Source organism: Kitasatospora sp. NPDC001175, from assembly GCF_053598215.1.
In genome coordinates this window covers 26,741-45,719 of record NZ_JBSFJU010000065.1, presented here as the reverse complement: position 1 = coordinate 45,719, position 18,979 = coordinate 26,741, and the positions used below count along the sequence as shown (strand labels likewise).

The following is an 18,979-nucleotide window of genomic DNA, read 5'->3' as shown; positions in this document are numbered from 1 at the left end:
CAGCAGCCTCGGCTACCGCAGTCCCGCCGAATACGAGACCGTCCTGGCGGCCTGACCACCACACCAACGGTGTCCGTCAAAGCGGAGCAAGCTCAGTATCGACGTCGCGGGCCCGGACTCCGGAGACCTCGCCGATCCGTGTGGCGGTGCAGGCGCTGTGGACGACGACATCACCCCATCCGCGATAGCGCTTGTATGAGGCTGCGACCAGGGCATCGGCGAGTTCGGTGAGGGCGCCCCAGTCGCGCAGGGCGAGGGAGCGGGGGTCCCGCAGTTCGTCTTCGACCTGCTGGTACTCGCGCTGCCAGCCGGTGATGTGGGCGGGGTTGCGTTCGAGGATGCCGTCCACGATGGCCTGCTCGAAGATACGAGAGAGCATAGCGAGGGTGTTCTTGATCGTGGAGCGGCTGCAGCCATCGGCGATCCAGCTGAAAACCGCCGCAGTGATGAGAGCTGTGGTGATCAGGCGGAGGGGGAGCCGCCCGAGCTCGGGCTCGATCCGCAGGTGCCAGCCGGCGAGGTATGGGGCGTGCGTGGTGGTTTCCAGGCCGGCCAGGATGGCCGAGAGGCGGAGGTTGACGTAGTCAGCCAGCGGCATGGAGGCCAGGGACGGGAGCACGGGGCTGCCGGTGGCATCGGCCAGGACGGTCAGCCACTGGGTGACCAGCGTCGGGTCGAGCCCATTGTGGACGGCGCCTGAGAGGAAGCTGGCCCAGGCGTGCGTCTGGGCCGGGGCGACCTGGGTGGACGGCAGGCGGTGGCCGGTAAGCGGTGAAGTGTGGTGTTGCGAGCGCCGGGCGCTCGCCGGAGCCGGAAGGCTGGTAGTGGTGATCTCGCTGAACGGATCCAGGGTGGCCGATTCCCAAGGGTTTATTGAGGTATTCATGCACCATGGTTGCGCCAAATTTCCTTGACTGCTTGATGCCGTCATGGTGTCATTACTTCATGCTCTATGGTGTGCCATCGCTGCAGGACATCGACCAGTCCGTCCTCGCGGAGATCGACGAGATTCGGGACCGGTTGCGTATCCATCTGCGTACCTCACGTCGCTGGGAGGGGCAGCTGCGGCGTAATCTCACGGCGCGGGCGATCGCCGGATCGAACACGATCGAGGGCTATGCCGCGAGCGTGTCGGACGTCGAGGACATCATGGTGGGCGAGGCGCCGATCGATGCGAACGACACCGTCACGGCCGAGATCGAGGGCTATCGGCAGGCGATGACATACATCCAGCGCCTCGCCGAAGCGGGCGATGACTTCGCCTACAGCAAGGGCCTGCTCAACTCGCTGCACTTCATGATGCAGGGCCACCACCTGCTCAAGCGGCCCGGCTGGTGGCGTACCGGGCCGGTCTACGTCACGTCCGCCGAGGATCCGACCATCGCTGCCTACACTGCCCCTGATGCCCAACAGCTGGCGGGCCTGACCGGCGAGCTGGTGGAGTGGCTGAACGAGGGAAACCTCGACGTACCGGGTCTGGTGCGCGCATCGATGGCGCACCTGAACCTGGTGTCGATCCACCCGTGGTCGGACGGCAACGGGCGGATGTCGCGTGCCCTGCACACCCTGGTCCTGGCCCGCGAAGGGATCATGGCGCCGGAGTTCTCGAGTATCGAGGAATGGCTCGGCCGGGCCCGCAACACCTACCGCTACTACGACGTCCTCGCCGAGGTCGGCGGCCCGGTCTGGACTCCGGACCGCGACACTCTGCCCTGGGTGCGGTTCTGCCTGCGCGCCCACCACCAGCAGGCCCAGAGCGTCGAGCGCCAGGTGACCAACACCCGCGAGGTCTGGACCGCCCTCGATGAAGCCGTCGAGCAGCGCGGCTGGCCCGACCGCATGCTCTACGCCCTTTACCCAGCGGCCATGGGCAACCGCCTGCGCCGCGCCACCTACCAGGCCGACGCCGAACTCAGCGAGCAGCAGGCCCAACGCGACATCCGCGAGCTCGTCCGCACCGGCTGGCTTGCAGCCAGGGGCGAGGCCCAGGGGCGCTACTACATTGCTGGCCCCGACCTGCCTGAGGCGATCACTCGCGGCGTGCGGGAGCCCCGTCCACTGAGGGACCCGTACGCGTGACCGGCGGCAGCCGATTCCAGCGTGGCGTTCCATGGTCAGTGGGCGACACGGGGGCCTGATGGAGGTTCGTCGTGCTCGGCTCGGTCGTCAGCTCGCCGTTCTGGTGGCCTGTTGATCACGATTGCTGGCGACGGCGATCCCGCTCTGCTTTCTGTCCGATGCCCACGGCGATCTCCTCCAGGATTTTCCTGGGCATCCGGTACACGATCCGTCGATCTGCCAACCACGACGGGTCCCGGCGGAGGAACTCGACGTCCATCTCGAAACCGCCACCGTCATCGACGAGCAAGTTGTGTTCTTGAACGTACCAGCGTCGGCGGTCGCCGGGCTGCGTCACCTCGAACGAGGTCTCGCAGTCCACATCGTCGCCGTGGGGGCAGTTGTTGTAGTCGCTGCAGGTAAGCACGCCGTCATTGGTCATGCAGATATTATGGCGTTCCAACTGTGCATATTCCAGGCATTAGCTGACGATTCATCAGTTTGATCTTCCGGAAACGCCGATTTGACTGCCGGTAGGTTGTCCGCTGCGACTAAAGGGACGTGCGGCCGGTGACCTGGTCGGATCGGATGCCGACCTGGCCGGCGAAAGCCCCGATGATCGTGGAGTGGTCGACCCAATTGAGTTTGTGATCAATATGTGTCACGAGCACCTCGGCGCCCTTGGCCTTCGCCTCCGCCTTCGCGCGGATCGTCGGCCAGATCTCCTCCAGTCAGCCACGCACCGCCTCGGGATCATGCTCGACGGCCCGCTTGTCCGGATGCTGGAACGGCAGCCCCCACCGGCGCAGGTCCCCAGGGTTCGCTCCGGCACCTGTCGCCGGGCCGGCGTACCTCGACGAAGTCGGCTGGCTCACCGGAGCGACCATGCTGCCCACCACAGGCAGCGAGCCTTCACGGACGGTCAACTACAACGAGTGACGTTCAGTCATTATCAAGGCCATTGCCTCGATAAGAATGACTGGGTGTTGAGTCGTCGCCAGCAGATGAGTCCGCAGGCGAGTGAGACGAAGGCGTTGTGGAGGTCGAGACGCCGTTCCCAGCGGACGGCGAGACGCTTGAACTGGTGGAGTTGGGCGAAGGTCTGCTCGACGACGTAGCGGAGCTTGCCGAGCCCGATGATGTCGCGCTCCCCCTTGCGGGAGATGACCGGCAGGATGCCTCGTCTGCGCAGCTCACGGCGGTTGGGGTTGCTGTCGTAGCCCTTGTCGCCGAGCAGGGCGTCGGGGCGCTTGCGGGGATGGCCGACCCGGCCGGCGACCGGTGGGACACCGTCGACCAGGGCGAGGGTCTGGGTGACGTCGTTGACGTTGGCCGCGGTGGTGATCACGTGGAATGGGATGCCGCCGCCATCGCTGATCAGGTGGTGTTTGCTGCCGGTCTTGCGGCGGTCGACCGGCGACGGGCCGGTCGCCTCGCCCCCTTTTTCGCGCGCACGTGTGAGGCATCCACACAGGCGCGCGTCCAGTCGATCTGCCCGGCCGCGTTCAACTCGGCCAGGAGTATGCGGTGCAGGGCCTCGAACACCCCGGCCTCCTGCCACCGTCCCAGGCGCCGCCAGCAGGTCTGCCCGGAGCCGAAGCCCAGCTCCATGGGCAGCTGCTGCCAGGTGATCCCGGTGTACAGGACGAACAGGATGCCCTGCAGACAGCACCGGTCGTCCACCGGACGCGGTCCCGGCGACCGCTCCGGCCAGGCCGGCAGCAGCGGCTCGATCCGGGCCCACAGCTCGTCGTCCACAATCCACGGCTTGTTGCTCACACCATCACGAACAGACGAATCGTCACATCGGTCACGCCCCACCAGTAACGACCAGCAAGATCGCGTTACGAGTTCTAAGGTGTTGACGATCTGGTGCACTGACAGGGGTGGAACATGAGCAAGCTGCACGTCAGGTACGTCCGCAAGGCGATCGAGGACCGGTTCACCGACTTCATCGACATGAAGGACAAGGCGAAGGTCGCGGAGAAGGACTACGTCCAGGCGTTCCTCAGCCGCGGGCTGGCCGCACTCGCCGTGCAGATCGAGCACCCCTGCAGTGACCGCGCCGCGGCGATTAGGATCCTCGACGGCGATGACGACCGCGGCCTCGACGCGATCGCCGTCGAGGTGAGGTCCGCGCAGCCAAGGATCTGCCTGGTGCAGGCCAAGTGGAGCGACAACCTGAAGGGCGCCTTCGGAGAGACCGAGGTCGACAGGATGTTCCGCGGGCTGAACAGGATGCTCGACCTTCAGTACTCCAAGTTCAACAGCCGTTTCCAGCAGTTCGTCCCCGAGATCGAGAAGGCCTTCGAGGTCGGCACGCCGAAGATCACGCTGGTTCTCGCACTGATGCGTACCGCTCCGCTCGACCAGAGCACCAAGGAGCTCATCGAGGAGAAGCTTGCGGAGCTGAACCAGGTCGAGGAGAGGGTCGACTACAAGGTGCTGGACCTTGCCCTTGCCGAAAACCTCATCCGCCCTGGTCAGGCTGCATGTCGGTAGTCGTGGAGGAGGTCGCCGAGTCGGTCGGTTCGGCGTATGTTGAGGTTGGCGATCTGCTCGTGGTTGCTTATCGGGGCGGGAAGGGGACAGAGAGGCCGAGCGTTTGCAATGCCCTGGTGTGGCCTGTGGTCGTTGTAGAACGTCTCGAACTCGCGGAGGGCGTGCAGGAGGTGGCGCTGGTCCCAGATCAGCGTGCGGTCCAGTAGTTCTCGCCGGCAGGTCTGTACCCACCTTTCCATGATGGAGTTCATCCTCGGAATGCGGACTCCGCTGAGCACGACTTGGATACCCGCGTCCTTGAGGACAGCGTCGAACAGTTCGGGGAACTTCCCGTCTCGGTCCCGGATTATGTAGCGGGCCCGGCAGCCGGCGTCCTCGAGGTCCATGACAAGGTTCTTCGCAGTCTGCGTCACCCAGGAGGCGGTCGGGTGTGCGGTCGCGCCGAGGATCCGGATCCGCCGGTTGGCGTGCTCGATGACAGCGAGCACGTACATGCGGGCCCCGGACAGGGTGACCGTCTCGAAAAAGTCACACGCGAGAAGCACGTTCGCTTGGGAGCGCAGGAAGTCGGCCCAGGTGCTGGAGGCGCGCTCGGGTGACGGTGGGATGCCGGCCTCCTTCAGGATCTCCCAGAACGTGGACGCGGCCACCTTCACGCCGAGGACGAGCAGTTCACCGTGCAGGCGCCGGTAGCCCCACCCCGGATTCTCTGCGGCCAGGCGCAGGACCAGGGCGCGGATGGAGCGCACGGTGCGCGGTCGGCCCCCACGCTTCGGCCAGGACCGGGCGGCGTGACGGCGGGCGAGAAGGTCGCGGTGCCAGCGCAGCACGGTGTCGGGCCGCATCAGCAACCGCATCCGACGCAGCACCTGCGGCGGCAGACCCTGGAGGAGTGCTGCCAGTAAGGCCCGGTCGCTCGCTTCGAACCGCACCCGCTGTCCGTTCAGCTGCCGCTCCAGCACGGTGATCTGATGGCGCAGGGCGAGGATCTCCATGTCCTTGGCGCGGTCGCTCATCGGCAGCAGCCGCAGCATCGCGAACGCGTTCGTCACACCCAGGTACGCCAGTTGTAGCAGCACGGTCGATCATCATGCCGCGGAGCTCGTCAGCTCCGCTAGAGCGCCGACCTGACCGACGAGGTTGGCACCTGTGTACCCCCAAAAAGTTACTCTCACCAGGGCGGATGAGGTTCTCGGCAAGGGCAACGCAGGTACTCGTGGAGGGTTCCGCCGAGTTGGTCTTGTCGGCGGATCTCCAGGCGTCTGATCTGTGCTGGTTCGTTGATCGGTCGAGGGGAGTGGGCGGAGCGGAGCGGCTTGGCTCCAAGCCGACGGACCGTTACGGTTGCCACCAGCGACGATGACTTTCGAGAGGCACAGCATGCTCACCCGCAGACCATCAACTCACCCGCACGGCACGGCGTAAGAGTCGATCGCCGCCGCGAATGCCGCGACGGCTGCCGAGGCGTCAGCGGCCGCGTCCTGCGGGGCGAGGCGGCGCAGCACCACCTCTTGATCGCCGCCTGTGCCCTGCGTGACCAGGCAGTCCCAGCCGCCCGGGCCGGACAGGCGGGCCTGGAACTGCTGGTGTCCGTCAGTCTGCGGCAGCCGGGCGTCGGCAGTGATCTCGGCCGCATGCTGGTCGAGGCTTTGTGCACCCAGCGGATACTCGCGGTCGAGCCGAGGGGGCCTTTCGCCACCGAGCGCGACCAGGCGCAGCATCCGAGGCGTGATCAGCTGGCATCGCCGCAGTTCGTACGCCGTCACCATGGCAGTTCGCAGCAGGGCGCCCAAGGGATCGGGCTCGTCGTGCGAAGATGCGCTCCGGCTGCGCCGGTAGACCTCCTGGGGCAGCGGCGCGAGCGCGAGCCAGCGCCCCTGCGAGCTGACGCGGGCCGGGGCGAAGCCCTCGACCAGCCGCGCCAGCCCCTCAAGCGGGTCGGCGCCCAGGAACCACCAGCCGGCGTGGTTGAGGAGGAAGAGCCGGCCGTGGGCGTCCACCGCCAGTGGGGATCCCTCGGTCGAACCGATAGGGAAGACCGCCGAGTCGACCAGCTGGGCGAGGGACGCGAAGGCTGCACCGGCGTGCCGCGCTTCTCGTGGGTCGATCACGCAGCCGCGGGCCGCGACCTCGGCCCCCGGGCCGATCGGGCGCAGCGTCAAGCCAGCGTATCGGGAGAGAAGGTGCTGCGCCTGCGGGAAGAGCTGCCAGGTGAACGCTGCGGTGGGTTTGGTGGTCGCCATGGTCTCCAGGAGCCAGCGGCGAGCCGTCGGCGTGGCATCGCGATCCTCGGTCCACCCGGCGTTCGCAAGGGCGGTGCGCAGCCCGTTCGGGATGTCGTGACCGCTCATGGCAGCAGGATCTGCACGCCCACTGCTTCGAGCAGGGCGGTGCAGGAACGGCACGGCAGGATCTGCTGACCGTGCTCGGGGTCGCCGGGCTCGCGCACCGCGCGCGAGATGATCGCACTGCCCGCGAAATGCGGCCGGGCCTGCTCGAGTGAGCAGACCGAGCCGTCCGACCGTTCGGCGTCCAGCTGCCACAACTGGTCGGAGACCAGCAGTGATTCGGCGCAGTAGCCGGTGAACGGCTCACGCTGGGAAGGCGGCAGGGAATCGAGGAATGCCTGGACACTCGGGTGGAGGTTCGGCTGCCCGTCGCCCTGCAGGCTGGTCAGGCTGAGGACCTGGTTGGAGACCAGCAGCGAGGAGGCCACAGCCGGAAACGGCCCGAAGACGGGACCGCGTTCGGTCTCGACAGCACGGTCAGACGAAGGACTCGGGGCGGACGAGGGGCTCTGCTGGGACGGCGAGGTCTGTTCGGACGAGGCGTTCGGCGCGACGAAGAAGTCCTCCGCGTCCTGCAGCAGCCCGCCGCCCAGACGGTTCCCCAGTGCCTCCAGGGCGTTCTCCCCGAGGTAGTACCCGCCCGTGTGGTGCAGGTAGAAGAACCTGCCCCGCGGGGTGACCAAGATGATCCCGTTCTCGCCCGTTTCGAAGCCGACCGGGAAGAGCGGTTCGCCGAGCTCCTTGCCCAGCTCGTTGATCTCCTCTGCGTCACCGCGGTAGCCGATGGTCGGTTTCAGGATCAGGGTGACCTGCGGATTGTTGGGATACGTGAGGGTCAGATCGCCGTACGAGTGAATGAAGTCCACAGCGGCCTTCGAGGGCACCAGCGGCGCGCCCTGCTCATCGGCATCCTGGACACGGACGGCCACTAGCTCGTCCGCCAGCGCGCCGACGTCACGGCCGGGGAACCAGCCGTTCGCGGCGAGCCAGTCCTCTGTCTCGCGGCGGGTGGGCAGTGGAGCCATCGAAGTCGTTCCGATCTGTGGGTCAGTCCTGGGCGTTGATGCCGAGGAGTGGTAGCAGGTGGGTACAGGTTCCGCACGGCTCCTTGTAGGCCCCGTGCCCCAGGACGAGGTTGCCGGCCTTGTCCTTCATGTCGTTGATTTGCCTGGAATGCATATTGCCACCCGACAGCGCGGCCTTGGCGTCCTCGACTGTCTTGATCTTGGTCCCGTCCGGGTCCAGCGCGTGCAGCCGGTCGCTGATCAGAGACACTTCCGCGCACTTGCCGTGTCCGATACCGGTCGGGCCGATCTTGCCGTCCTGGGAGTCCTTCAGGATGTCGTCCAGCGCTTGCTTCACGGTTGGATGTGTCTTGGGCAGGGTCTGTCCCGCCCGCTTCGTGGTGCTGGTGGCGGCGGTGATGATGCCGTTGTGTTCGAAGCTGCCGGCGCAGCCGCTCACCAGTTTGTCCTCTCCCGGCACCGGCGGTTTGGGCTTGACCTTGTTCTTCTGGTCCTCGGCCGCCTTCTTCGTGTCAGCCTCGGTCTTCTGCGCGGCGTCGGCCAGCTTCTGGGACTCGTTCTTCAGTACCGAGATCCGGTCCGCGCTGTCGAGGTGGGTGACGTCGACAGCGGGGAGCCGGTGGTGCTTCATCTCTCCAGCGCTCTTGCCGTGCCAGCTGGGCTGCGGGTCCATCGGACGGCCCTGCGGGTGGCTGCCGCCGCCCGCGCCGCCGCCGGGGTGCCCGCCGCCGAAGCCGCCGCCGGGGGGCCCGCCGGGATTTCGGCCGGGGTGCCCGCTGCCCCCCGGGGGCTCGCCGGGCGTGTGCGGCTTGTGAACCGGCTCGTGCTTGCCGTCGCTCAGGATCTTGGTGAGCGCCGACGCATGCTCCGCATCGGTCTTGGCGGTGTTCTCCACCACCTTCTTCGCGCCGTTGGCAGTGTCGTGGTAAAGGCCGCGCACCGCCTTGCCGGCGTCCTCGGTGAGCGCCTTGCCGAGCTTCTTCGCGCCGCCTTCGAGTGCCTGGACGATCGGGTTCGTCATACGAAGGTCACCCCCGCCAACTTGGTGCGCAGCTCGTCGGCGTGGCCGGCGACCGCTTGCGCGTGCTGGGCCATCGTCTCCGCATGCCGCGTCAACACCGCTGGGTCGACCCGAAAGTGGGCGCCAGCGCCGACGCCTCCGACGGGGACGCCGAGCGCGTCGGCGGCCGCCTGGTAGACCAGTCCGCTCACCGCCTTGCCGACCACGTCCACCAGCGGGTCGATCGCCTTCTCGATCACCTCGCCGATGATGTGCTGCACCAGCTGCTGTTCGAGATAGTCCACGGCGGCCTCGGCCGCCTTGATGACCAAGATCTCGGCGGCCTCGGCCGCGCCGAAGGTGACCACGGCGGCCGCCTGGTCCGCAACGAAGGTGGCTGCCAGGACAACCAGTTCGGCAATCGCTGCGGTCTTCATGCCGACGATTACGTCCGCCGCCACATCGAGCGCCGTGGCGACCACGTGGCAGGCGTCGATCAGTTCGGTCATGTGATTGCCGGACATGTGCGTCCAAGCCGCGAGCAACGCCTCGTAGGACTGCCCTTCGTAGGCCTCGGACATCTGCCGCACCGTCGCCGTCGACGCCTGGTGCGTGCCGTCCACGTTGTCGGCGAAGTCCCGGATGTGCGAAGCCAGCTCACGAACGTGGTCCTCGTTGACGTTCGGCCAGTTCACACCGATGAACTGGAGGAACGACACCACCTCGTCGGGCAGCTCGATCGCCATGGCGCCCCCTATGAATTCCACGACAAAATGACAGTAACAGTCGTTTGGTTGGGAAGCGAAAGGGGCCCGCGGGGAGTTGCTCCTGTTGAGGGGAGCTGGCGGAATCCCGTTCAGACGGCAGACGCCGACGGGTGACGGTTGACTCTGCGGGTACCGGTGATCATCCGGCCTGATCGGGCGGCATGTCGGTACTCGTGAAGAGTTCTGGCGAGTCGATCTCGTCGGCAGACCTCCAGGTGTGTGAATCGGTGCTGGTTCGGGTAGTCGGTGGAGCGGGGCAGCTTGGCCCCGGACTCGGTGCGGCCATCCGAGCGGGGCCGTCAGTCGGCGCTTCACCGAACCAGTGCATCGGGTGCGCGGATCCGTGTCCGGTGTCGCGGGGCGCCCAATGGCGTTCGAGGGAAGGCCAAGTGCCCGGATCGTGCGGCGGCGGCTGCGCGTCTAGGGTGGTGACCGTGGTAGCTGCCGATGATGTCCGTCGTATCGCGTTGTCCCTCCCACAGATCGTGGAGAAGGAGGCGTGGAGCATGCCGACGTTCCGGGTCGCCGGAAGATGTTCATTACGGTCCCTGACGATCAGACATCATTCGCCGTTCGGTGTCCCGAGCATGACCGCTGGGGGTCAAGGGGTCGCAGGTTCAAATCCTGTCGTCCCGACCAGCATTTCCGCAGGTCGGAGGCCGTTCCTATCGAAATGATAGGAACGGCCTTTTCCTTTGGTGGTCGCAATGTGGTCGTGAACGCTCGTTCACATCGCCTCGCTGAGCGCGTTTCCGCAGGCCTGGCCCCTCCGACCTGGTCGTGACGGGGCATTTGTTCATTCATCTGGGAATCCGCGTGCCGTCGATCGCGGACTGGTCGCCTCTTCGGCGCTGAAATGGGCCAGGATTCGCGGGAAATAGGCATGCCGACAGAACCTGCGGCGTCATCTGCTTCGACAGGCCGCACGTTTATCGGGTGTCAGCTATGAGCCGGGAATCCCGGTTGCTTGTCGGCCCTGGTGGCCGGAGCGGCCAGGAGCGCCGAGCCGCCTGCAGCGGTGGGGCCGTCAGGCCGCGTGGCTGAACAGCGGGTTCGGCAAGCCGACTTCGTGGGCAGGGGCGTCGGGGCCGGACTGGGTGCGGGCTTCGACGAGGTGGAGCCTTGCCTCGATGGTGTTCACGGCGGCCCGGGCGACGTCCCAGGTCAGGTGGCTGTAGATGTTCGCGGTGGTCGACAGCGTGGAGTGCCGCAGCGTCTTGGAGATGACGGCCATGGAGACGTTGCCCTCCAGGGCGAGGATGGCGGCGAGGTGGCGCAGGTCGTGGATGGTGACGTGGGGCAGTGCGGCCTGTTCGCGCAGCTCGTGGAAGCGCCGGCGGACGGCGGCCGGGTGGAGGGGCTTGCCGTCGGGGCCCTGGAAGACGTGGCCGTTGACGGTGGCGGTGCTCCGGTCCATGGCGCGCTGGAGGGCGGCGGCGACGCGCTCGGACAGGGGCACCCAGTTGCGGCTCTTCCTGGTCTTCGGCGCGGTCAGGACGAGTTCGTGGTTGTCGACCGCGGACAGGGTGTGGCGGATGTACATGACGCGGTCGTCCAGCCGCACGCACGGGCGCTGGAGGCCGAGCGCCTCGCCCTTGCGCAGGCCGGTGCCGATGATGACCTCGAACAGGTCGGCGAAGGCGGGGTCGACGTTTCGGCAGTGGGAGAGGAAGGCGACGGCCTGCTCCGCGGTCCACGGGACGCGTTCGTCGGGGCGGGGCCTGCGCATGGGCAGGGGCTGGGCGGCGTTGAAGGGAAGGCGGTGGGTGCGCACGGCCGTGCCCAGGGCGCTGGAGAGCGTGGCGAGGCAGTGGTAGACGGCCTGGCGTCCGCGGCCGGCTTCGAGCTGCTCGTGGGCGTAGGCGGAGATATGGTCGTGGGCGAGCTCCTCCAGGCGCAGCTTGCCGAAGACGGGTATCAACTCGCAGAGCACGTAGGTGCGGTAGCGGGCGTAGGTGGTGGGTTTGAGGAGGAACTCCATGCCCTTGAGCCACTTGGTGAGGTAGGCGGCGACCGTCTCGTGCGGGTCTGCGTCGAACCCCAGCTGCCGGCCTTCGAGGAAGCGTCGCAGCGCGCTCTCGGCGGCGAAGTCGTCCTCGAAACCGCCGCGCCGCACGGTGCGCCTGCGGCCGCTGAGGGAGGGAATGTCGACGGCGAAGGTCCACGTGCCGTGCCCCTCCTCGGCCAAACGCGGGCACCCGGCGCCGAGCTGGCGCCGGTCGGCGTCCCGGCACCCGCAGCGGCGGTACACCCGGCCTGGCCGTCCTGACTTGCGCACTTCCTGTTCCTCCTGAGGCGATTGGTGCTCGATCGGCTCGCGGAGGCTAGCGGGGTGACCGCCCATCGGGTCGTCTGCGACCACCATGCGATCACCAACACCGAATTGGGGTTCTGACCTGGGGCTCGCGGTGAGGACCCGGGTGTGCCGCTCACGGGCGGGAGCCTGTGACGCCTGCACGGACGATGCAAACGATCAAAGATCGTCACTTTGCGTAACTGTCTCAACGGCCCAGCCTGGCGGTCGGGTGCGGCTGAAAGGGGGGGTATTGAGTTTAGAAGTTCATATTCGTGATATTCGTGATAAAGGGCACCGGCGGGTGTTCGGTACGGCCGTCGGACGTTTCTCATCCCTTGCTGTGGCTACTCAGTGTCACTGAATGGGGTGAGGTGAGGCCGAGGCGGTGCCGCCGATACTGGGGCGCCCCGCGGGGCCCGACCGGCCCGGGGGATGACAGGACTACGACCGGTCCGCGGATGGGTGGGTGCGGCAGGCGGTCAGATGAGCCGGTCGCGGTGGGCGGATGCGGCGTCGCGGACGAGTTGGGCGAAGTGGCCGTGGCTGCGGTCGCGGGGCTGTCCAACCTGCCCGTCGCCCAAGGCCTCGTCGTCGAATTCGTCCTCGTCTTCGCTGTACTCCTCGTGGAGGAGCCAGCAGCCGTGGATGCCGGCGAGGAGGTCTTCGAGGAGGTCGGGGGCGGGGCGCCGGGGGTCGAGCGGGGTCAGGCGCAGGCCGGTGTCCTCGGGGTCGGTGTCCGGGCCGATGTGTTCGGCGAGGTCGTCGAGATCTTCGAGGTGCTCGCGCAGGCCGGCGGGGTCGGGGAGGAGGCCGTCGGCGACGTGGAGGGCGTGGCGTACGAGGCCGGTGACCGCGTCGTAGGGGGAGATGCCGGCTTCGAGGAGGCCGAGGACGTGGGTGGGGGTCTCGTGGGGGAGGGCTTCGATGTTGTCGGCTTCGAGGAGCACGCTGGTGGGGGAGTGGCCGGTGGCTTCGGCGGTGACCTCGGCTGCGGCCGCGAGCCAGTGGGCGGTGGCGACGGCTGCGGCGGTGGGGTCGATCTCGGAGAACAGCGCGGCGGGGCCGAAGGGGTCCTGTTCGAGGAGGCGGTCGGCGGCGGCGACCTGGACGGGGGAGGCGCCTTCGCGGCTGAGGAGGACGGCCTGGCGGGCGCGGCCGGTGAGGTCGCCGAGCTCGGCGCTCTCCACGGCGGCGAGCTCGATGGCGGTTTCGGCGAGGACGGCGTCCGTGAGCGTCCGGTCGTCCAGGGCGTGCAGGGCGCGGCCGGCGCGGTGGGCGGATTCGACCAGGGGGCTGTAGGAGACGTCGAGCATGCCGTCCTGGGGAAGGTTGGGCCGGGCGATGGCGCCGGGGACCTCGTCGAAGGCCTTGCGTTCCTCCTCCCGGCGCCAGCCCTCGGAGCCGGACTCCTGGGAGGCGGCGGCGCTGGCCGAGTGGGTGTAGGTGCGCCACGCGGCCTCGGACAGCTGCCTGAGCGCGCGGGCAAGGCGCCTCAGCGCGCCAGTGTCCGTGCCGACGGGGAGGCCGGCGATGCGGGTGGCGAGGTCACCGTCACCGGTTCCCCAGGTGACGATCAGCTCGCGCCGGTCGGGGTCGACGCTGTAACGGGTCACGGATTCGTACCTCCGGGACTGACGCGGTGCCACATCGCACCATCGCGCCCCATTCTTGCCGCACGGCAGGGCGCCGGCAGACGCGAGAGAGGGGCGGTTGAAGCCGCTCGGTTGTGGCGGGCGCTGATCGCCGCGGCGCATGAACTCGCTGCAATGGTCACCGCTTTGGCACGGGGAGATCCGGTACGGAGGTGCTCCGGACCGTTGGGGCAGGCGGGGTCGGGTCTGTGCCGGTGCGTCGGTCGGGCAGAGGCTGTTTCTGCTGTCAGGATCCGAGAGCCCCGCCGGGCAACTCCCCCAGGAGCCGGGAGGCGGCCCGCGCACATTTCACCCTGCGGTGTTCGCGTTCAAGGTTGTTTCGCCGTACGGGCGCTGGGCGGGGAAGCCGCGGGGCGTCGGCTTCGCCGCTCGGTCTTGGGATGACTCAACTGTCCAGCAGCTCGAACGCGTTGGCGGGGTGTGCCGGCTTGTCCGGCCCCGTGTCGTGGGAGCGTCTGCGTGATGTGTCCTGGTCACCGCCCGGTCGTCCGTCGACGGAACCCGGACCGCCCACCGGCACCATGCCTCCGCCCCCGCGACCCGCCTGGTACCCTGCCACCTTCAACACCTACGCCGCCGGCCGCATCCCCGAACCGCCGTTCGGCGCCGCGGCCCTGCACCCGGTCACGGACAGCGCCGGCCGATGTCACCGAAGGCTTGGAAGGGCATCCCGGCACGCAGAAGGTCGAAGGAGTCCAGCACACTGCCGCCGGCCGCCGGGTCGGGCCACCGGCCCGGGTCGACCACAGGGACACCGAAGTACGCCTGGCCCCACCCGTCCTGCCACGTCGGGTCGACGACCGTGCCGTCGGCGGCCGCACACCAGGCATGTGCGAGCGGCACCACGCTGGCGCCCCCGAGGCCGGCGGCGGCGAAGCCCTCGACGTAGACCAGACCCGGGTGTCGCCGAGCTGTCGTGGACGCGTTGCCGTAGCAGAGCTTCTCGGTCATGGGGGCGATGCCGGTGGGCAGGTCGGCCGGTTCGAAGAAGCGGCCGTGCTGGAGAAGGAGATGGTACGCGGACCGGTATGCCCAGCTCACGGCGCCAGGGGCGGAGTGCTCGTACAGCTCGGCGTGGGCCCGAAGGTAGCCGAGAAGATCGGCTTCGACTGTCGTAAGTTCCGGTGGCCTGGTCATGCCTGTTCTCCGTCGTCCACAATCCGTGCCGCGGCCCGGGGAAGGACCGGACGTGACGTGCCCGGATCCCAGGTCACGGTGAATCCGAACCGGGGCCACAATTCACCCCACGCCACGACGACCCTGTGCTCCTGGTGCTCATCGGCCGTCCCCACCGCCGGGAGCATCGGCAGAGCGGGTCAGTTCCATTCGAGAGCTGCCCGGCTCCCAGGTGATGGTATAGCCGTAGCCAGGGGCTTTCTCCACCGCCCATCGGAACTGCTCCACCACGTCGGAGTTACCCTCCACGTCACCCCTCATGAGGGTGTAGCCGCCTTCGACCTGGTACTCCACATCGATCCTGTGGGCGGCCTTGACGGACAGGTTGCCCATCCGGCCGCCGACGGCACGGAAGGTGAAGCCGGCCTGGTCGTCGCAGCCGACGGCCAGCCCCATCTCGCGGAACAAGCGCTCGGCCTGAACGAGCGTGATCTTCCGCGGTGATCCTCCGCGCGCCGCTGGCCTTCGGGCGGCGGCACGAGGAGCGGCGGTGGCCGGCAGGAGAGGTGTCGCGGGCTCCGGGCAGAGGAGGGTCCCGCCTGCCTCCCGGATCAGGGCAGCCGGCGTGTCGGCAGGGTACTCGGGGTGGTCGGCCCACTCCTGTGCCTGCTCCACCAGGAATCGGACATGCTCGGCGGCCAGGTCCACCCGCCCGGCGGCGATCGCCGTGTCAACAGCGCCGTGTGCGTAGGCGGCAGAGCGAAGCAGGTCACCAGGGCTTGAGCGCAGGTTCTCGCCCATGACCTGGACCCGGTCGAATGCTCGCTGGTTGATGAAGTCCGCAAGCTGGTTCACGTTCTTGCGTAGGGCGGTCGCGGCTTCGTCCGGTCCGAAGCCGTCGGAGGGAGCCGCTATCGGAGTCACGTGACCAGTCCTCAGGAGAAGTCGTGGGCGTAGAAGGCCCGCGGGCCATCGAGATCGTAGCCCTCCAGGATCCGGGCCCGGGATCGCTTCCCCACCACCGGTCCTTGTGAGTTCGCGCCTTCACCGAGTCGATGAGCGTCTGCAGGTCCTGATAGCCGGGAAGGCCGCCGTGATGACTCTGTACGACGGCGGCGATCGGACGCCCGGCCTGCGACGCGGCCAGCCACGCGCCGGCCTCCTTGTGCGGAATGCCGACCTTCCGGCCGCGGGCCTCGGCGGCGTGCAGACCGTGCTGCCAGGAACAGGACCCCTTGCCGACGTCGTGCACCAATGCCAGGTACTCGGCCAGCTCGCCAGCGTCGAAGGCAGTTGCGAACTGCCGTGCCAGCACGGCGGATCCGCGCAGGTGCTCCTCCAGAGTGTGTCGCCGGCCTGATAGGTTCCGGCTGTGCGCCCACAGCGGCGTCACACTGCTGCTTGAGTCCTCCATGCCGATCAGATTCCCCATGGCCGGACCATACGGTCGTCGGCCGACAGGCAACGGACACGGCTCGGAACCCGAAGTGCACACGCGACACGCGCTTCGCACCGAAGCGAAATGCCCGGATCAAGTGCATTCGGGTCCTTGGAGTACCTCATGGCCGTGCGGTGGAGCACCAGTTATCGCTGGTCAGGCGGCGTGGCGGTCGCCCTCCCGGGCGGCCGAGGATCGTAACGAAACCCAAATGACACGCGTGCTCACTGGCGCTGGTGTGGCGGCTGCCTTTCAGGGAGACCGAGAATCGCAACATCATCTCGATGGAGGCGTCGGCCTCCTCATGGGTGATGGCGGTCTTCCTGTGGGGCGGCTGAGGATCGCAACTGTTACGAGGGAGTCGCGGAGACCGCCAACGCCACGCGTGGCGTTGGCGGTCTGGGGCGAAACCTGTTCGACATCAACGTCGCGGGCGAGCGCATCACCGGTAGCGGGTGCCGGGACCTGCCCGCCCTGCGCGCCGAGGTCCCGGCCTCCCGCGCGTACCTGTTCGACACCCCCGCGGCCTGAGCGCCGCCGTCCGCGGCGGCGTGCTCGGCCGCTCGCCGGGTGGCCGCCACCGGGTCAACTGCCCTCCGGCGACGGCGCATCGGGGCAAGCGATGCGGTACATGCGGTAGCCGGGGCTGTCCAGTAGCCCGGCGTCCACCAGGGACTCGGCGATGTGTTCCGCCTCCTCCCGGTCGGTGCCCAGCAGCCTGCCGACCAGCTCGATCGGGAGGGTCGGCGCTCCGCTGCCGGCGAGCGAGTCCAGGGCGAGGGCGAGGCGGGGCGGCAGCTGCCGGCGGCGATCGGTCGCCGGCCCGGGCCGTGCCGGGAGTGCCAGCTGGGTGGCGCCGGGCAGGACGAAGGCCCGGCTGCGGGCCGTGACCACGGCGGCGCAGCCGGGCGAGCCGGGCAGCAAGGGGGCGACCTGCGCCGCGTCCGCGGCGTCGTCCAGGATGATCAGGATGCGCCGTCCGCCGAGCATGGACCGGTACAGGGCGGCCCGTTGCTCCGTCTCGGCGGGGACGTCCTCGGGCGGGACCCCGAGGGAGCGGAGGAGTCGGGCGAGGACGTCGCCCTCGGGGAGCCGTGTGGGGTGCGACCCGCGAAGGTCGACGGACAGCCGTCCGTCGGGGAAGTCGGCGGCGACCCGGTGCGCCACCCGCGTCGCCAGCGTCGTCTTGCCGGTTCCGCCGGCTCCGGTGATCACGGCGACCGGCACCCGGTGGCGCCGGGGGTCGGTGAGCGTCCGTTCCAGCTCGACCGTCGCCCCCTCCCGGCCGGTGGGCCCTCCGCCCGCGGCCGGTGACCGGGGCGTGGCGGGCGGGCCGGAACGGGCCGCTCGCCCGCCGGTGGCCAACCCGTCGCGGATGCGGGTGAGTTCGCGCCCGGGCGGGACGCCGAGTTCCGCGGCGAGCAGCCGGCGGGTGTCGCCGTACACCTTCAGGGCCTCGGCCTGCCGCCCGCAGCTGTCGAGGGCACGCATCAGCAGACCCTGGAGGTGCTCGTCGAGCGGGTGCTCCCGGGCGAGCGCGGACAGCTCCGGCAGGACCCGGCCGTGCATGCCCAGGTCGAGGGCGCAATCGAAGTACTGCTCCTGGGCCTCCAACCGCAGGCGGACGAGCCTGGTCCGCTCGCGCTCGGCGTGGGGGCCGGGCACGCCGGTGAACGGCTCTCCGCCCCACAGGGCGAGGGCCTCGCCCAGGGAGCGGTGGGCCGAGGCGAGGTCGCCGTGGGCGCGGGCTTCGCGGGCGACGCCCAGCAGCCGTTCGAAGACCGTGACGTCCAGCGCATCGTCCGGCACCCGGAGTGCGTAGCCGTCCCCGTCCGAGCGCAGGAGGGTGCTCGGCTCCCGCGGCGCACGGTCCGGCTCCAGCAGTGCGCGCAGCGCCCAGGCGTAGGTGCGTACGGAGCGCAGCGCACGGGCCGGGGCGTCCTGCCCCCAGACGCCGGCGACCAGTTCGCGCGCGGTGACGGTCCGTCCGCCGCGCAGCAGCAGCACGGCGAGCAGTGCCTGTTGCTGCGGCGGGCCCGGGCGTACCGGCTGGTCCCCCAGCCGTACGCCCGTGGCCCCCAGCAGCCGGAATCCGGGCTTCATCGCTCCCCGTCGCTAGATGTTCGGCTCACCCTTCCAGAAGACGGTGACGACGACCCACTGTCCCCTGTTGGCGCCGATGATGACCTCCAGTTGACCACCGGCCATGCCGAGCGAGTAGTGCCAGTTGCCGTTTGACTGGCACCAGGCGTCCTTGGCATTGATGCGGACGGCGTTCCGGAGCTCGTCCTCGCTCACGCCGCGCTCGTTCATCCGCTGCTCGGCGTGCTGGCTGATCCGGTCGAACGAGCCGGGAGCGTGGTCGGAGCCGCAGTCGGCGAAGGTGGGCTCGTGCCCGCCCCGGGTGGGCGGGTTCACGAGCGCGACCTGCCCGGTGGGCTGAGCCGCGAACGCCGGTACGGCCAGTGCCGGCCCGGCGACCGCCGCAACAGCGGCGGTGACGGCGCTGACGGCCATGAGGCGAAGACGCTTCGAACTGTTCACGATGACTCCACTGTCCGTTCGGTGCATGCACGGCCCATCGGCCGCCGTGATCAAGGTGACCGGTGCCGGTCCACGGGCGATCAGCGGGCGGTTAACGGGGTCCGCGGCCGACGCTAACCGGGCGCTCATCGGCGATGGATCGGGCCGTCGCAAGGTGGTGTCCGAGCCCGGCACTCCGGTGGTCCTCGTCCGGGGACCGCCGACGGCGGCCCTACGCACTCCAGGCCGGACCGCGCTCCAGGCCCGGCCGCACCTGCGGCCGAACCGCACTCCCGGGGAGGGGGAAGACGATG

16 protein-coding genes and 2 pseudogenes are annotated in these 18,979 nt (G+C 68.7%); 3 read left to right on the top strand and 15 right to left on the bottom strand.

Annotation, left to right across the window (positions count from 1 at the left end; all coding sequences use genetic code 11):
* Positions 1-76: 76 nt before the first annotated feature.
* Complete coding sequence (locus tag ACWDAK_RS32570; RefSeq protein ID WP_427394138.1) at positions 77-886, bottom strand: hypothetical protein; 810 nt, start codon at positions 884-886, stop codon at positions 77-79.
* A gap of 35 nt (positions 887-921) precedes the next feature.
* Between ACWDAK_RS32570 and ACWDAK_RS32565 the strand changes: the two genes are divergently transcribed.
* Entirely contained in the window at positions 922-2,079 is a 1,158-nt protein-coding gene (locus ACWDAK_RS32565; protein ID WP_449806521.1) for a Fic family protein, read from the top strand.
* A 115-nt stretch (positions 2,080-2,194) separates the two neighbouring features.
* On the opposite strand, the gene ACWDAK_RS32560 is transcribed toward ACWDAK_RS32565, so the two are convergent.
* Both ACWDAK_RS32560 and ACWDAK_RS32555 read right to left on the bottom strand, forming a co-directional pair.
* Positions 2,195-2,500 carry a hypothetical protein gene (locus ACWDAK_RS32560; protein WP_344639285.1) on the bottom strand — a complete coding sequence of 102 codons (306 nt, stop codon included), beginning with the start codon at positions 2,498-2,500 and terminating at the stop codon, positions 2,195-2,197.
* A gap of 510 nt (positions 2,501-3,010) precedes the next feature.
* Positions 3,011-3,837, bottom strand: a protein-coding gene (locus tag ACWDAK_RS32555; protein WP_449806520.1) for an IS5 family transposase whose coding sequence is annotated in 2 segments (ribosomal slippage) — positions 3,011-3,504 and positions 3,504-3,837 — 828 coding nt in all. Because the reading frame shifts where the segments join, the coding sequence is not laid out codon by codon here.
* Positions 3,838-3,951: 114 nt separating this feature from the next.
* Here ACWDAK_RS32555 and ACWDAK_RS32550 point away from each other — a divergent pair.
* Positions 3,952-4,560 (top strand): hypothetical protein, encoded by a 609-nt coding sequence (locus ACWDAK_RS32550; RefSeq protein ID WP_427394141.1) that lies wholly within the window; start codon positions 3,952-3,954, stop codon positions 4,558-4,560.
* Here ACWDAK_RS32550 and ACWDAK_RS32545 read toward each other — a convergent pair.
* The 5 genes from ACWDAK_RS32545 to ACWDAK_RS32525 all read right to left on the bottom strand — a co-directional run bounded on the left by ACWDAK_RS32545 (position 4,542) and on the right by ACWDAK_RS32525 (position 9,619).
* Complete coding sequence (locus ACWDAK_RS32545) at positions 4,542-5,639, bottom strand: integrase core domain-containing protein (protein ID WP_344639282.1); 1,098 nt, start codon at positions 5,637-5,639, stop codon at positions 4,542-4,544. The genes ACWDAK_RS32550 and ACWDAK_RS32545 overlap by 19 nt on opposite strands.
* Positions 5,640-5,963: 324 nt before the next feature.
* Complete coding sequence (locus ACWDAK_RS32540) at positions 5,964-6,911, bottom strand: SUKH-3 domain-containing protein (protein ID WP_344639281.1); 948 nt, start codon at positions 6,909-6,911, stop codon at positions 5,964-5,966.
* On the bottom strand, positions 6,908-7,873 hold the full coding sequence (locus ACWDAK_RS32535) for an SUKH-3 domain-containing protein (protein WP_344639280.1): 966 nt from the start codon (positions 7,871-7,873) through the stop codon (positions 6,908-6,910). Before ACWDAK_RS32535 ends, ACWDAK_RS32540 begins: the two co-directional genes overlap by 4 nt.
* Positions 7,874-7,895: 22 nt before the next feature.
* Positions 7,896-8,894 carry a YwqJ-related putative deaminase gene (locus ACWDAK_RS32530; protein ID WP_344639279.1) on the bottom strand — a complete coding sequence of 333 codons (999 nt, stop codon included), beginning with the start codon at positions 8,892-8,894 and terminating at the stop codon, positions 7,896-7,898.
* The gene (locus ACWDAK_RS32525; protein ID WP_344639278.1) at positions 8,891-9,619 is read right to left on the bottom strand and encodes a WXG100-like domain-containing protein; all 729 of its coding nucleotides are present in this window, start codon (positions 9,617-9,619) and stop codon (positions 8,891-8,893) included. Before ACWDAK_RS32525 ends, ACWDAK_RS32530 begins: the two co-directional genes overlap by 4 nt.
* Before the next feature lie 455 nt (positions 9,620-10,074).
* Between ACWDAK_RS32525 and ACWDAK_RS32520 the strand changes: the two are divergent.
* Positions 10,075-10,235, top strand: a pseudogene (locus tag ACWDAK_RS32520) (MmcQ/YjbR family DNA-binding protein); the annotation flags it as partial.
* A 432-nt stretch (positions 10,236-10,667) separates the two neighbouring features.
* On the opposite strand, the gene ACWDAK_RS32515 reads toward ACWDAK_RS32520, so the two are convergent.
* The 7 genes and pseudogenes from ACWDAK_RS32515 to ACWDAK_RS32485 form a co-directional block, all read right to left on the bottom strand.
* The gene (locus tag ACWDAK_RS32515; RefSeq protein WP_427394142.1) at positions 10,668-11,918 is read right to left on the bottom strand and encodes a tyrosine-type recombinase/integrase; all 1,251 of its coding nucleotides are present in this window, start codon (positions 11,916-11,918) and stop codon (positions 10,668-10,670) included.
* 497 nt (positions 11,919-12,415) lie between these two features.
* Positions 12,416-13,549: a hypothetical protein gene (locus tag ACWDAK_RS32510; RefSeq protein WP_427394143.1), complete on the bottom strand. Its 1,134-nt coding sequence runs from the start codon at positions 13,547-13,549 to the stop codon at positions 12,416-12,418.
* A 663-nt stretch (positions 13,550-14,212) separates the two neighbouring features.
* Entirely contained in the window at positions 14,213-14,725 is a 513-nt protein-coding gene (locus ACWDAK_RS32505; RefSeq protein WP_344639275.1) for a hypothetical protein, read from the bottom strand.
* Between the two features lie 138 nt (positions 14,726-14,863).
* Entirely contained in the window at positions 14,864-15,628 is a 765-nt protein-coding gene (locus ACWDAK_RS32500; RefSeq protein WP_427394190.1) for a hypothetical protein, read from the bottom strand.
* A gap of 166 nt (positions 15,629-15,794) precedes the next feature.
* Positions 15,795-16,118, bottom strand: a pseudogene (locus ACWDAK_RS32495) (CRISPR-associated endonuclease Cas3''); the annotation flags it as partial.
* Between the two features lie 609 nt (positions 16,119-16,727).
* Positions 16,728-18,245 (bottom strand): AfsR/SARP family transcriptional regulator, encoded by a 1,518-nt coding sequence (locus ACWDAK_RS32490; protein ID WP_344639273.1) that lies wholly within the window; start codon positions 18,243-18,245, stop codon positions 16,728-16,730.
* 12 nt (positions 18,246-18,257) lie between these two features.
* Complete coding sequence (locus ACWDAK_RS32485) at positions 18,258-18,686, bottom strand: DUF4258 domain-containing protein (protein ID WP_344639272.1); 429 nt, start codon at positions 18,684-18,686, stop codon at positions 18,258-18,260.
* Between the last annotated feature and the right edge of the window lie 293 nt (positions 18,687-18,979).

Excerpts from the sequence above, each read along its gene's own strand:
- ACWDAK_RS32505 (WP_344639275.1), bottom strand. The coding sequence starts at position 14,725 with ATGACCAGGCCACCGGAACTTACGACAGTCGAAGCCGATCTTCTCGGC.
- ACWDAK_RS32550 (WP_427394141.1), top strand. The coding sequence starts at position 3,952 with ATGAGCAAGCTGCACGTCAGGTACGTCCGCAAGGCGATCGAGGACCGG.
- ACWDAK_RS32525 (WP_344639278.1), bottom strand. The coding sequence starts at position 9,619 with ATGGCGATCGAGCTGCCCGACGAGGTGGTGTCGTTCCTCCAGTTCATC.
- ACWDAK_RS32560 (WP_344639285.1), bottom strand. The coding sequence starts at position 2,500 with ATGACCAATGACGGCGTGCTTACCTGCAGCGACTACAACAACTGCCCC.
- ACWDAK_RS32530 (WP_344639279.1), bottom strand. The coding sequence starts at position 8,894 with ATGACGAACCCGATCGTCCAGGCACTCGAAGGCGGCGCGAAGAAGCTC.
- ACWDAK_RS32570 (WP_427394138.1), bottom strand. The coding sequence starts at position 886 with ATGAATACCTCAATAAACCCTTGGGAATCGGCCACCCTGGATCCGTTC.
- ACWDAK_RS32565 (WP_449806521.1), top strand. The coding sequence starts at position 922 with ATGCCGTCATGGTGTCATTACTTCATGCTCTATGGTGTGCCATCGCTG.
- ACWDAK_RS32540 (WP_344639281.1), bottom strand. The coding sequence starts at position 6,911 with ATGAGCGGTCACGACATCCCGAACGGGCTGCGCACCGCCCTTGCGAAC.
- ACWDAK_RS32535 (WP_344639280.1), bottom strand. The coding sequence starts at position 7,873 with ATGGCTCCACTGCCCACCCGCCGCGAGACAGAGGACTGGCTCGCCGCG.
- ACWDAK_RS32490 (WP_344639273.1), bottom strand. The coding sequence starts at position 18,245 with ATGAAGCCCGGATTCCGGCTGCTGGGGGCCACGGGCGTACGGCTGGGG.